Source organism: Terrabacter sp. BE26 (assembly GCF_041941675.1).
Classification (GTDB): Bacteria; Actinomycetota; Actinomycetes; order Actinomycetales; family Dermatophilaceae; genus Terrabacter.
Genome location: NZ_CP090122.1, coordinates 768,819 through 781,966 on the forward strand (window position 1 = coordinate 768,819; position 13,148 = coordinate 781,966).

At 72.0% G+C, this 13,148-nt stretch carries 13 protein-coding genes; 6 read left to right on the top strand and 7 right to left on the bottom strand.

Annotated features, from left to right (window positions below):
• The first annotated feature begins 64 nt into the window (after positions 1–64).
• From LQK93_RS03575 to LQK93_RS03585, 3 genes are all read left to right on the top strand, one after another.
• Entirely contained in the window at positions 65–286 is a 222-nt protein-coding gene (locus LQK93_RS03575) for a DUF3107 domain-containing protein (protein ID WP_374970201.1), read from the top strand.
• Between the two features lie 225 nt (positions 287–511).
• Positions 512–784 (top strand): GlsB/YeaQ/YmgE family stress response membrane protein, encoded by a 273-nt coding sequence (locus tag LQK93_RS03580; protein WP_343991962.1) that lies wholly within the window; start codon positions 512–514, stop codon positions 782–784.
• A gap of 208 nt (positions 785–992) precedes the next feature.
• Positions 993–1,259, top strand: coding sequence for a GlsB/YeaQ/YmgE family stress response membrane protein (locus tag LQK93_RS03585; protein ID WP_374970202.1), 267 nt, complete (start codon positions 993–995; stop codon positions 1,257–1,259).
• A gap of 161 nt (positions 1,260–1,420) precedes the next feature.
• Here the strand turns inward: LQK93_RS03585 and LQK93_RS03590 are convergent, their stop codons facing one another.
• The gene (locus LQK93_RS03590; RefSeq protein ID WP_374970203.1) at positions 1,421–2,125 is read right to left on the bottom strand and encodes a ferritin-like fold-containing protein; all 705 of its coding nucleotides are present in this window, start codon (positions 2,123–2,125) and stop codon (positions 1,421–1,423) included.
• Positions 2,126–2,379: 254 nt separating this feature from the next.
• Here LQK93_RS03590 and LQK93_RS03595 point away from each other — a divergent pair, with 254 nt between their 5' ends.
• Positions 2,380–4,122, top strand: a complete 1,743-nt coding sequence (locus LQK93_RS03595) for a DEAD/DEAH box helicase (protein ID WP_374970204.1) — start codon at positions 2,380–2,382, stop codon at positions 4,120–4,122.
• A 268-nt stretch (positions 4,123–4,390) separates the two neighbouring features.
• Positions 4,391–4,945: a pyridoxamine 5'-phosphate oxidase family protein gene (locus LQK93_RS03600; RefSeq protein WP_374970205.1), complete on the top strand. Its 555-nt coding sequence runs from the start codon at positions 4,391–4,393 to the stop codon at positions 4,943–4,945.
• A 237-nt stretch (positions 4,946–5,182) separates the two neighbouring features.
• Here LQK93_RS03600 and LQK93_RS03605 read toward each other — a convergent pair whose 3' ends face one another.
• From LQK93_RS03605 to LQK93_RS03620, 4 genes are all read right to left on the bottom strand, one after another.
• Positions 5,183–6,229: an NAD(P)-dependent alcohol dehydrogenase gene (locus tag LQK93_RS03605; protein WP_374970206.1), complete on the bottom strand. Its 1,047-nt coding sequence runs from the start codon at positions 6,227–6,229 to the stop codon at positions 5,183–5,185.
• 113 nt (positions 6,230–6,342) lie between these two features.
• Positions 6,343–7,182 (bottom strand): ParA family protein, encoded by an 840-nt coding sequence (locus LQK93_RS03610; RefSeq protein WP_374970207.1) that lies wholly within the window; start codon positions 7,180–7,182, stop codon positions 6,343–6,345.
• 122 nt (positions 7,183–7,304) lie between these two features.
• Positions 7,305–8,189, bottom strand: a complete 885-nt coding sequence (locus LQK93_RS03615) for a RecB family exonuclease (RefSeq protein ID WP_374970208.1) — start codon at positions 8,187–8,189, stop codon at positions 7,305–7,307.
• Between the two features lie 78 nt (positions 8,190–8,267).
• A complete protein-coding gene (locus LQK93_RS03620; protein WP_374970209.1) occupies positions 8,268–9,158 on the bottom strand; it encodes a PHP domain-containing protein in 891 nt (296 codons plus the stop codon).
• Between the two features lie 142 nt (positions 9,159–9,300).
• On the opposite strand from LQK93_RS03620, the gene LQK93_RS03625 reads away from it, so the two are divergent.
• On the top strand, positions 9,301–10,788 hold the full coding sequence (locus tag LQK93_RS03625) for a sigma factor (protein ID WP_374970210.1): 1,488 nt from the start codon (positions 9,301–9,303) through the stop codon (positions 10,786–10,788).
• 27 nt (positions 10,789–10,815) lie between these two features.
• Here the strand turns inward: LQK93_RS03625 and LQK93_RS03630 are convergent, their stop codons facing one another.
• Positions 10,816–11,358, bottom strand: a complete 543-nt coding sequence (locus LQK93_RS03630; protein ID WP_374970211.1) for a MaoC family dehydratase — start codon at positions 11,356–11,358, stop codon at positions 10,816–10,818.
• A gap of 104 nt (positions 11,359–11,462) precedes the next feature.
• Entirely contained in the window at positions 11,463–13,043 is a 1,581-nt protein-coding gene (locus LQK93_RS03635) for a threonine/serine exporter ThrE family protein (protein ID WP_374970212.1), read from the bottom strand.
• Positions 13,044–13,148 lie beyond the last annotated feature (105 nt).

The following is a 13,148-nucleotide window of genomic DNA, read 5'->3' on the forward strand; positions in this document are numbered from 1 at the left end:
TGACGACAGGGCGCGGTCGACCGCGTCAGCCCACAACGCAGACATCTGAGAAAGCAGGTTCGACGTGGAGGTCCGCATCGGAGTGCAGCACGTGGCACGCGAGATCACCTTCGAGACGACGCAGTCGAGCGACGAGATCTATGCCGCCGTCAAGGCGGCGCTCGGGGCCGACGTCCTCGAGCTGACCGACGACAAGGGCGGCCGCATCATCGTCCCCTCCGCGTCGATCGGCTACGTGACGACGGGTGCAGAGCGCAAGGCCGGCGTCGGCTTCGGCGCCCACTGACGGCATACCGAAACATCACTCATACAAGGGGTTCCGTCAACACCGAGCGACGAACCCCGGTCCCGAGGGCCGCCGACCGCACGGTCGGCGGCCTTCGGCGCGTCTGGGGACAAACCTCCCGGAGGGGTGTGGCGGCGACGTGAGATGCGGGTACATGGTCACCGAGCGGGCCGGACCGTCGGCACGCCGTCGCCCGCAGCAGGCACGAAGGAGGAGGCGCACACAATGATCGGAACCGTCCTGGCCGCCCTGGTGGCAGGTGCGATCGTGGGGCCGCTCGCACGGCTGGTGCTGCCCGGCAAGCAGCACATGGGCGTCCTGCTCACCGTGGTGCTCGGCGCGATCGGGTCACTCATCGGTGCGTTCATCTACTACAAGGCCACCGGGGTCAGCGACACAAAGGGGATCGACTGGATCTCCGGGCTCATCGGTGTCGTCGTGGCCGCGGCGCTGATCGTCGGCTACGGAATGATCACGGGCAATCGCCAGACCCGCTGAGTTCCGCTGGGCCGGCAGCCAGCCCGGGGCGCCGGCCCGGGCCTGCTTCGCCACGCTCGTGCCCCGGACGGTGGATCCATATGGAAATGCAACCGCCCACGTCCACCCCTACAACCCCTCGCGGTGGGACATTGATCTCGTCGCAATGAAGTGTCCGCAGCCTTGCGGACCAATCGGTCGCCGCAACGGCGGCCAGAAGGAGCCTCACATGATCGGAACAATCATCGCGGCCATCGTCGTGGGTGCCATCATCGGTGCCCTCGGTCGACTCATCCTCCCTGGCAAGCAGAACATCTCCATGGTCATGACGATCCTCATCGGCATCGTCGCCAACGTCATCGTGACCTTCGTCGTGCGCCAGCTGGGCTACTCGAACTCATCGGGCGGCATCGCGTGGATCCCGCTGATCCTGGGTGCGATCGTCGCGGCGATCCTGATCGTCGTCTACGGCCGCATGAGCCACAAGTCGGTGTGACGCCTCGCCGGACTGCCTGACGGAGGGCCCGACCACGTGGTCGGGCCCTTCGTCGTGTGCGGCTCGTCGTCTCCCGACCAGCGAGAGCGCGTATGCCGTCACCCGGGGTGGGGCGAACCGGTCATCTCCCTGGACGGCGGGCGACGCGGCGTACAACCGGGCTAGGCCGAGAGGCCGAGGCGTTCCATGCGCCGCGAGTGCTCGTCGGTGAGCCGCACGAACATGCGGCCGAGCTCGGCGAGGTCGGCACCGGCGCGTCCCGGCGCCCCGACGAGGATGCTGGCGAGCGCGTCGCGCTCGACCCCGACCCGCTGAGCCTGGGTGATCGCCTCGCCGACGAGGCGCCGCCCCCACAGCGCGAGCCGGCCCGCCAGACGGGGGTCTGCGGCGATGGCCTCGCGCACAACGCTGACGGCGAAGTCGGCCTGACCGGTGTCCTCCAGGACGCTGACGACGAGGGAGCGGGTGTCGTCGTCGACGTACCGGGAGATCTCACGGTAGAAGTCCTGTGCGATGCCCTCGCCGACGTAGGCCTTGACCAGGCCCTCGAGCCAGTCCGACGCACTCGTGCGCTCGTGGAAGGCGTCGACCGCCGGCATGAACGGCCCCATCGCCGTCTCGGGCTCGACGCCGAGCGACTGGAGCCGCTCGGTGAGAACCGCGTAGTTCTTCAGCTCGTGCGCCGCCAGCATGGCGAGCGCCGACCTGTGGCGCAGGGTCGGCGCGAGGTCGGCATCCCGGGCCAGCTGGCTGAAGGCGCGCAGCTCGCCGTACGCAAGCGCCCCGAGCAGGTCGGTGACGGCCGCGAGGTAGCCGGGCTCGTCCGTGCTCTCACCGATGGTCACGGGCGTCCCGTCGTCGCTCATGCGCACAATCTAGTGAACGAGTTCGGGCCTTCGCCCCGTATGCCGGTAGACTGAGCCGGACAACTCGGTGCCCGGTCGGCCCGAAGGTTTACCCAGATGGTGCTCGCGGCGATCTGCCGCGCACCGGTGGAGCCCGCACACGGCGAGAAGCAGGTGCGAGTGCCACCCACCGTCCCTGACAGTCTCCGATCGGCCCGTCACGCGCCACTGAGCTCCCGCACAGCCGGGGTGCTCGTGCCGATCGAGAGATGCCCATGACCCAGCACCACGAGACCGCCGCCGACGCGGAGGTCGCCATCGACGCGCCCGCGGTGCCCGACGCGCCCGCTGCCGCTCCTGCACACGACGTCCCCGAGCTGACGTTCGCCGACTTCGACGTCCACCCCGACATCGTCGCCTCGCTCGCCGAGAGCGGCATCGTCCACCCGTTCCCGATCCAGGCGATGACCCTCCCCGTGGCCCTCGCCGGCCACGACATCATCGGGCAGGCCAAGACCGGAACCGGCAAGACCCTGGGTTTCGGCGTGCCGATCCTCAACCGCGTCGTCGCTCCCGGCGACGCGGGCTTCGAGTCGCTGACGCGGCCCGGCAAGCCCCAGGCGCTCGCCGTCGCACCGACCCGCGAGCTCGCCGTCCAGGTGGCCGCCGACCTGCAGCGGGCCGGCAAGCGACGCGGCATCCGCGTGCTCACCGTCTACGGCGGCCGCGCCTACGAGCCGCAGATCGAGGCTCTCAAGACGGGTGTCGAGGTCGTCGTCGGCACGCCCGGGCGCCTCATCGACCTGTCCAAGCAGGGCCACCTCGACCTGTCGCAGGCCCGCACGGTGGTGCTCGACGAGGCCGACGAGATGCTCGACCTCGGCTTCCTGCCCGACGTCGAGACCCTGATGTCGCTGACGCCGGCCTCCCGGCAGACGATGCTCTTCTCCGCGACGATGCCCGGCGCCATCGTGGCCCTGGCCCGCCGCTACATGTCGCAGCCGACGCACATCCGCGCCATGGGCGACGAGAACGAGAACGCCCACACCGTCAAGGCCGTCGAGCAGTTCGTCTACCGCGCGCACGCCATGGACAAGGTCGAGATGCTCTCGCGCATGCTGCAGGCCAACGGCCGCGGCCTGACCATCATCTTCAGCCGCACCAAGCGCACCGCCGCCAAGGTCGCCGAGGAGCTCGTCGAGCGCGGCTTCGCTGCCGCAGCCATCCACGGCGACCTCGGCCAGGGCGCCCGGGAGCAGGCCCTCCGCGCGTTCCGCAACGGCAAGGTCGACATCCTCGTCGCCACCGACGTGGCGGCCCGCGGCATCGACGTCGAGAACGTCACGCACGTCATCAACTACCAGTGTCCTGAGGACGAGAAGACCTACCTGCACCGCATCGGCCGCACGGCACGTGCTGGCAACACCGGTGTCGCGGTGACCTTCGTCGACTGGGACGACCTGCACCGCTGGACGCTCATCAACAAGGCCCTCGACCTCGGCATCCCGGAGCCGCAGGAGACCTACTCCAGTTCCGAGCACCTCTACACCGACCTCGACATCCCCACCGATGCCAGGGGCCGCCTCCGACGCTCGGAGCAGAAGCTCGCCGGCCTCGGCGCGGAGGAGATCGAGGACCTGGGCGAGACGGGCAAGCGCCACGGTCGTGGCGGCAGCGCCGGACGTGGTGGTGCCGGTGCCGGTCGCGGCGACGACGGAGGCCGTCGTGGTCGCCCGCGGTCGGACCGTGACGGCGGCGTCGCGTCGGCGGAGTCGAGCGGGCCGTCCTCGGAGGACGGCGAGAGCCGCCCCCGTCGCAGCCGCAACCGCCGGCGTACGCGTGGTGCCGGGGCCGCGGCAGCCGGTGCCGCCGGCGCGACCGGCGGCGAGGAGTCGCCGGCTGCTGCGGGGGACTCCGCGGACGACGGCGGTTCGCGCCGGCCACGACGCCGCCGTCGCGGAGGCGCCAGTCGCGGCGAGAGCGCAGCAGCGGGCGCCACTGCCACGGCCTCCGAGTGACCCGACGAGTGACCCGACGAGGTCGCGGCTCCCGCCCCCACGTCGACCACCACGACTGAGACAGCCTGAGACCGGCCCTGGCGGGCACACCACGGTGTGCCCGCCAGGGCCTCTCTTCTTGCCTCGGCCGGAGCTCGACGTGGACCGCCCGCAGATCGGCGACGTGGCGGACAGGCGCGAGCAGTCCACGCCGTGACCGCCTCGGCGACACCGCAGGGTGGCCTCCCTAGGCTGATGACGGACGCGCGGAACCCTCAGGAGACCTCCCATGAAGCTTCACGACGGCATCGACCAGCGCCTGCGCTCGTTCATCGAGACGCAGCACGTCTTCTTCGTCGCGACGGCGCCCCTGGCCGCCGACGGTCACGTCAACGTCTCCCCCAAGGGGATGGCGGGCACTTTCGCGGTCCTCGACGAGCACCGCGTGGCCTACCTCGACCTGACGGGCAGCGGTGCCGAGACGGTCGCGCACCTGCGCGAGAACGGTCGAGTCACCGTGATGTTCTGTGCGTTCCAGGGTCCGCCCAACGTGGTGCGACTGCACGGCACCGGGCGCTACCTCGCGCTCGGGCAGAGCGAGTTCGACGAGCATCGCTCGCTCTTCGCCGACCATCCAGGAGCCCGAGGCATCGTCGTGGTCGACGTCGAGCGTGTCTCCGACTCCTGCGGCTACGCCGTCCCGCTCATGACCCACGACGGCGACCGCGACCTCCTGACGCGCTGGGCGGCCAACCGCGGCGAGGAGCGGCTGGCGTCGTACCGGACCACGAAGAACGGCGCGTCCATCGATGGCCTGCCGGCGCTCGACGTTCCCGCGCAGTGATCGAGCCGGGACCCCAGCCGAGCGGTTCGTGACCCCGATAGCGCGGCCCGACCGGCCGGAGCGAACCCACTGAACCCGCTCCACGGCCGGTTCCGGGCCAGTCGATCCGGCCGATCGACCCCGCCGACACAGCGGATCAGGGCTGCGGCGAGGCGGCAGCGGGTGCCCGGGGACGCGAACGGCCGGGCCCCAGCTGGGACCCGGCCGGACGCATACGCCCTCGTCTGGTCGCTGGGATCAGGAGGCGATCGTCGCGGTGTCGATGACGAAGCGGTAGCGCACGTCGCCGGCGACCACGCGGTCGTAGGCCGCGTCGACCTCGTCGGCCGAGATCTTCTCGATCGTCGCGCCGATGCCGTGCTCGGCGCAGAACTCGAGCATCTCGGCCGTGGCGGGGATGCCGCCGATGTTCGAGCCGGCCACGACTCGGCTGCCGCCGACGACCGCGCCGGGCGCGAAGTCGTAGTTGCCCGTGGGCAGCCCGACGTTGGCGATGACACCGAGCGGGCGCAGCAGGCCGATGTAGGTCTGCATCGGCAGGTCCGCGCTCACCGTGTTGATGATGAGGTCGAAGCTGCCCTTGAGGCTCTTCAGCACGCCGTCGTCGCCGGTGGAGTAGTAGCTCGTCGCGCCGAGAGCCTCACCATCGCTCTTCTTGGCGTCGGTGCGGCTGAGGACGCTGACCTCGGCGCCCATCGCAGCGGCGAGCTTGACGGCCATGTGGCCCAGGCCGCCGAGGCCGATGACGGCGACCTTCCTGCCGGGACCGGCGCCCCAGCGCTTGAGCGGGGAGTAGACCGTGATGCCGGCGCAGAGCAGCGGCGCGGCGACATCGAGCTCGATGCCGTCCGGGATCGCCACGGCGAAGCGCTCGGAGACGACGACCTGCTGGGCGTAGCCGCCCTTGGTCGGCTCGCCGTCGTAGCCCTTGCCGTTGTAGGTCATGACGGCGCCCTTGGCGCAGAACTGCTCCTCGCCGTTCTTGCAGAACTCGCACTCGCCGCACGAGTCGACCATGCAGCCGACGCCGACGCGGTCGCCGACCTTGTGCTTGGTGACGCCGTCACCGACGGCCGAGACGACGCCGGCGATCTCGTGGCCCGGGACCATGGGGAAGATTGCGCTGCCCCACTCCTCGCGGACCTGGTGGATGTCGCTGTGGCAGATGCCGGCGAACTTGATGTCGATGAGGACGTCGTCGTCGCGCAGGTCGCGGTGCTCGACGGTCCGGGCCTCGAAGGCGGCTCCGGCGCTCGGTGCGACCAGTGCAGGCGTGGAAATCAAGGGGGTCTCCTTCGTGGTGGGTTGGCGACGCTCTCAGGTCCAGCACCGCCCCACAACGGTTCATTCCCCACCTTCGGGACTTCCCGAACCGGCGGGCCGGCCCCGCCGGCGTGTCAGAGCCGGGCGAGCAGGCCCGCCGCCACGTCCCGGTAGGCCTGCGCGCCCTTGGAGGTGCGTGCCGTCGCCAGGATCGAGCGGCCCACGGCCGGCGCCTCTGCGAAGCGCACCGTCTTGGGGATCGGCGGGTCGAGCACCGGCAGCTCGTAGCGCTCCCCCACGTCGGCGAGCACCTCGCGCGCGTGGTTGCTGCGCCCGTCGAAGAGCGTCGGCAGGATGCCCCAGACCTCGAGGTCGCGGTTGAGGATCTTCTGCACGTCGGCGACGGTGTCGAGCAGCTGCCCCACCCCGCGGTGGCTGAGCATCTCGCAGGGCATCGGGATGATGAGGGCGTCGGCCGCCGTGAGGGCGTTGAGCGTCAGGACGCCGAGGCTCGGCGAGCAGTCCAGCAGGACGATGTCGTATGCCGTGTCGAGGCCTTCCAGCGCCGAGCGCAGGACGTACTCGCGCCCGGGACGGGGCAGCAGCATGGCCTCGGCGCCGGCGAGCTCGATGGCGGAGGGAAGCAGGTCGACGCCCTCCTCGCAGGCGACGACGATGTCCGCCGGCTGCGCTCCCCCGGTGAGCACGTCGTGCACCGAGCGCTCCACCGTGTCGGGGTCGACCCCGAGGGAGAAGGTCAGGCACGCCTGGGGGTCGAGGTCGACGAGGAGGACGCGCTTGCCGAGCTCCGCCAGCGCGGCACCGATGCTGGCGACCGACGTGGTCTTGGCGACGCCACCCTTCTGGTTCGCCAGCGCGATGACCGTCGGGCGGGTCTCGGGCGTCGCCCTCCTGGTGCCCCTGGAGGTGCTGGAGGCGGTGGACCTGTCGCTCGTGCGGGTGCGGGGCGCCATGGGTCCCAGTCTGTCAGGTCCGCTGAGCCGGGCGGTCTGGCCGCGCCGCTCCCACGCATGGACGTGACGGAGTCGACACCGGACTCCCGCAAGGCGTCCGGCGGCGGGCGGCCGCGGTGCGCTCAGGCGTCGGCGCGTGGGGTGGCCGCCGTGTCGTAGCCGGCCGCCTCGAGGCCGGCCCAGTCGGACTTCTCGGGTCCCATCTGCTGGCCCTCGGGGCAGTGGGCGCGGAAGTCGCACCACGAGCAGATGGCGGAGGTGCGGGGAGGGAACCGGGTCGACTCGACGCCGACCTCCTTGAACTCCGCGTCGGCACGCCGCAGGTCCGAGGCGATCGACTCGGCCTCGGCAACCTTGCGCCCGAGCGACTCGTCGGTGTGCTCGTGCGAGGCGACCGTGCCCGAGGGCACGTGGTGGAGCTCGACCCGGTGGCAGCGCCGGCGGAACATCCGGGAGGCCGCGACGGCATACAGCGCGAGGGCCAGCGACGTGCGGGCGTCGTCGTCGGTGGGCACCTGGCGGCCCGTCTTGTAGTCGACGACGACGAGCTCGCCATCGCGGTCGTCGAGCCGGTCGATGCGGCCGGTGATGGCGACGGCCTCCGTCTTGAGGGAGACGCTGCGCTCGATGCCCACCGGCTGGTTGTCGCGCTCGCTGCGGCGCAGGTAGTCGGTGACGGCGTCGCGCACCCGCAGGCGCCAGGCGGCGGACTGCTCGGGGTCGCGGAAGCCGACGTCGATCCACGACGTGCGGACGAGCTCGGCCACGCCGGCGGGCGTGCGCCGGCTCGCCGGCAGGTCCCAGAAGTCGCGCAGCACGTTGTGCGTCGCGATGCCGACCGAGGTGTGCGCGCGCTGCGGCCGCGCCTGGGGACGGGGACGGTCGAGGTACTGCATGCGGTAGCGGCGCGGGCAGTCGAGCCACGCCAGCAGCCGCGACGGCGAGCCGGAGTAGAGCGGCGTGGGCATGCCGGCGAAGGTCGTCTGCTCAGCGGCACCCGTCGTCACGCGGCCACCCTACGGCCGGGCGCCGACAGGACGCGGCAGCCGCGCACAGGGCCGGCGAGGACACCAGCGCCCCGACGTTCAGGGCCGCAGCACCTCGGTGACCCCGCTCGAGGCCGCCTCGATGGCCTCGAGCACCTCGGGGGCCGTCGTGTTCTCGCCGAGCCGGTTGCGCTTGCCGGTGCCGTGGTAGTCGCTCGACCCGGTGAGCAGCAGGCCCAGCCGTGCGGCCAGCTCCTCCGCGTGCCGCACCTCGTCCGGGCCGTGGTCGCGGTGGTACGCCTCCAGGCCCGCGAGCCCCGCCTCATGCATACGGCTGATGAGCGCGTCGTCGACCGAGGCGGACCGGGTGCGCGTGAAGGGGTGGGCCAGCACGGGGACGCCGCCGGCCGCCCGGACGAGCTCGACCGCGCGGACGGGGTGGGGCGCGTAGTGGCCGACGTAGTACGGCGAGTCGTCCCCCAGCCACGAGGTGAACGCCTCGTCGCGGTGCTCGATGGTCCCGTTGGCGATGAGGGCGTCGGCGATGTGCGGCCGCCCCGGCGTGGCCCCCGGCGCCACCTGCGCCAGCACCTCGGCATACGTCACGGGTATGCCGTCCGCCGACATCCGCTCGACCATCCGTTCCAGCCGGGTGGAGCGCGAGTCGCGGGCGCGGGCGAGCTCCTGGCGCAGGGGGCGGTCCTGGGGGTCCGGCAGGTAGCCCAGCAGGTGGATCGAGGAGTGGCGCCAGGCGCAGGAGATCTCGATGCCGCGCACCAGGGTGACGCCGTGCTCGTGCGCCGCCGCGGCGGCCTCGTCCCAGCCGGCGACGCTGTCATGGTCGGTGATCGCGAGGACGTCGATGCCCGCGGCGGCCGCCGCGGCGAGGAGCTCGGCAGGCGTCTCGGTGCCGTCGCTGACCGAGGAGTGGGCGTGCAGGTCGATGACGGGACGCGCGAGCTCCGCGCCTGCGCTCCCGGTCGGTGTCACGTTCCTCAGCGTAGGGGCCGAGACGCACGATCCTCCCGTTTCGACGCTCGGGCGCGCGGCGACGGGCGTCCGGGCCGCGGCGCTGGCAACCATTGTGCGGCACCGCCCGTAGATGGGGCATGGACAGGGACAGGGGAACCGAGTGAGCCGCCGCAGCGACGCACGCGACGCCGACTTCACCGCCTTCATGACGCAGGCCGGTCCGGCTCTGCTCCGCACCGCCTGGCTGCTGACCGGCGACCACGACAGGGCACAGGAGCTGACCCAGGCCTCGCTCGTCAAGACGTACGTCGCCTGGCCACGGGTCCGCGAGGGCGAGGCACTGGCGTACGCACGACGCATCCTCGTCAACCACCGCACCGACGTCTGGCGGGCGACGCGTCGCGAGCTCGTCCGGATCCCGCGGCCTCGCGGCCCTGCGCGCGGCGCTGGCCACAGCCGACGAGTACGACGCTCCCGACACCACCCAGGCCGGGCCCGGAGGCGTCGCCCGAACCACTCCCGAGAGGAGCGCCCGATGAGCACCACGCCAGCCGCGGACGTCCGTGCAGCGCTCGAGCAAGCCACCGACGTCACCGGGCTGACCTTCGACCCCGACGCCGTACTGACCCGCGGGCGCCGGGTCGTGCGCCGGCGACGCCTCGTCACCGCCGGAGCGGCCGCAGCGGCGACCGCCGTCGTCGCCGTCGTGGCGGTCCAGCTCGGCACGGGCCAGCGCCGGGCCCTCCCGGCACTGCCACCGGCGGTGTCGACCACGACCACGCCATCCGGCCCGCTCTCGGGCACCACCGCCAGTGACGGCTTCCGCCAGGGCACGAGCGTCGATGTCTCCGCGGTCCCCGCCGGCGAGGGCACTGTGCGCGAGACGTGGACCATGTACGACGGAGCCACCCGGCTGGGCACCGTGACGCGGACGGTTCCTGCCCTGCGCGCCGGGCAGGCGAGCTTTCTCATGCCGGCGCAGTCCAAGCAGAAGGGGATGGTCTACGGCTACCTCCTGACCGGGCCGCAGGGACCCGACAAGGGCTACGTCATGACCCAACCGGTCATGGCCCCCGATGGCCTCCTCGGCAATGGCACGGGTAGCGGCGGCAGCCTGCTGAGCACGTCCACCAGGTCCCCCGTCGGTTCCATCTTCTGCTTCGGACTCAAGCGCCCCGAGGAGCTGGTCGGCGTCTCCTGGAACCGGACCAAGCCCACCACGACAAGCGTCGTCGTGCTCGGCGACGGCGCGGCCCTGCGCACCGACCGACGGGGCGGGGTCGACGCCACCGTCGTGACAGTGAGCTCGCGCACCTCGGTGCTGCTGTGGCGCGACGGCGACCGGTTCTCCTTCGGGCAGCATGCGCCGGCGTTCTCCGACGCCGGCGCGCTGCAGGTGGGCGTCGATCCGCACTCGGCGGCCGTCGCCGGCACGGAGAACGACATGGCCGTCGGCTGGGTCGCCGGTGGCTCGGTGCAACTGACGTCCTCGGATCCGCAGGACTCCTTCACCCTCTCCTACGGGGACCCGGTCGGCGGCCGCACTCCGTTCGTGGCTCGATCGGGCCGACCCGAGGTCAAGGGCACCGTGACGGTGTCTGGAGGCGGCGAGACCCAGACGCTCGCGGCCTGGGACCCGCAGCCCTGACCGGCTCGGGCCGTCGGTCCCGGGTCGTCAGTCCTGGGCCACCGGCTCGCGGCCGGGCCAGTTGCGGTCGGGCACGGGCACCGGGCGGCCCGGCTGCTCGCCGCCGCGCGCCTCGAGGTAGTTGGCCTTGGGCACCATGACCTTGCGCCGGAAGATGCAGACCACCGTGCCGTCCTGCTTGTAGCCGATCGTCTCGACGTGCACGACGCCTCGGTCGTCCTTCGAGCTGGACTCCCACTTGTCGAGCACCGTCGTCTCGCCGTAGATGGTGTCGCCGTGGAAGGTGGGCGCGACGTGCCGGAGCGACTCGATCTCGAGGTTGGCGATGGCCTTGCCCGACACGTCCGGCACCGACATGCCGAGCAGCAGCGAGTAGACGTAGTTGCCCACGACGACGTTCTGCCCGAACTGCGTCGAGCCGGCGGCGTAGTGGGTGTCGAGGTGGAGCGGGTGGTGGTTCATGGTCAGCAGGCAGAAGAGGTGGTCGTCGTACTCGGTGACCGTCTTGCCGGGCCAGTGCTGGTAGACCGCGCCGACCTCGAACTCCTCGTAGCTGCGCCCGAACTGCATGCCCACTCCTCGTCGCGAGAACTCGCCCGGCCCCGCTGGGACGAGCGGCTACCAGCCTGCCCGAGCGGACGGCATACGCCCACGTCCGTATGCCGTGTGCTTGCTCACGGTTGCGCGCGCTCGTCGGCGACGGGCTGGGGAGACGTCGTGGCCGCCGCCACGTCGGTGGCGGCGGGCGCGTCCGACAGCAGGGGTGCGGTGCTGCCGGGCGCGTCGGGGTCGGGGTCGGTCTGCAGGGTCGCGCCGGCGGCCGGGCGGGGTCGCAGGCCGGTGCTGCGAACGGCGAGCAGGCCCGCGAAGTAGGTGCCGAGGGACACGCCCGCGGCCAGGCCCAGCCCGAGGCCGAAGGCCTGCACCAGCGTGGGCACCCCGACCGCGAAGCCGTTGCCGTCGGGGTCGGTGACGAGCTGCGAGATGCCCTCGTAGGCCATCCGGCCGGGCAGCAGCGGCACGATGGCCGCCGTGGTCACGGCGAGCGCCGAGATCGTCAGGCGCCTGGCGAGCAGGCGAGCGGCGAAACCGATGACGAGGGCGGCGGTCGCCGAGGCGGTGACGGCTCCGAGCGCGAGGGTGCGCTCCCCCAGCGCCAGCACGACCCAGCCCAGCCCGCCCGCGACGCCCGCAACGGCGACGGCCCGGCCGCTCGAGTAGGACATGACGGCGAAGGCCACGGAGATCACGACTGCACAGACGACCTGCACGACGACGTTGTCGCTGAGCAGCGTCTGGGACGTGATCGCGATCGGGTAGTCCAGACGCTTGCCGAGCGACAGCACGACCGAGATGCCCACGGCGATGCCGAGGGAGAGGACGACGACCTCGAAGCCGCGGGCACCCGCGGTGACGTAGTAGCCCTCGAGGGCGTCCTCCGCGGCGCCGACGACCGACAGGCCGGCCAGCAGCAGCACGATGCCTGAGGCCACGACGAGGGACGGTGAGACGTCGCCGACGAAACCGATCCCCGCCGACTGGGCCACGACGAGGAGCGTGGCGACCGCGGTCGGGATGGCGGCGCCGACGCACTGTGCGAAGAAGGCTGCGATCCCGGCGTTCGTCAGCCACCCGATCACCCGGTTGACGAGAGTCGCCGTGAGGAAGCTGAGCAGGATGATGAAGGGTCCTGCGCCGACGAGCCCGGCGGCTCCGGCCGCGAGCGCACCACCGGCCACCGTCACGAGCCAGCGCCGGTAGGGATGCGGCGCCGTGATGACCCCGTCGAAGCGCACCCGCGCCTCGTCGACCGGCACCGGGTCGATCGACAGGTCGACGATGAGGCTGCGCAGGCGCTCGAGCCGCGTGTAGTCCTGGACGCGGAAGCGCACGATGCGCAGCACGGTGATCGGGTCGGCGTGCGGCCCGCGGTGGTACGAGACGGTGACCGACGTGTAGGTCACGTCCACGTGGACCGAGCTGAGCCCGTACGCCTTCGTGAGGGTGAGCACGGTCGCCGTGACGTCGGCGGCCGCCGCGCCGGTCGCGATCATCGCGACCCCGGCCCGCATGGCCAGGTCGATCACGGCCTGGGCGGTCAGCGGGTCCACCCCGTCGGGGGTGGTCCAGATGGGGATCTCGTCGGTGGGCGGCCGGCTCGGGCGCATGGCCCGCCGCGTGCTCGCTCGCAGGGACGGGAGGCTGGCACGCGCCGAGGTCGGCCGGAGGGTGCGGTCGCGATCGGTGCGGGGCACCTGACGACTGTATTGCCCGGCCCTCTGCTCGGCCCCGCCGGGGGCAGGAGCGCACGCCGGGCAATCTGGTTGTCGTGGGTCCGGCCTGCCGTGACACGATGACGG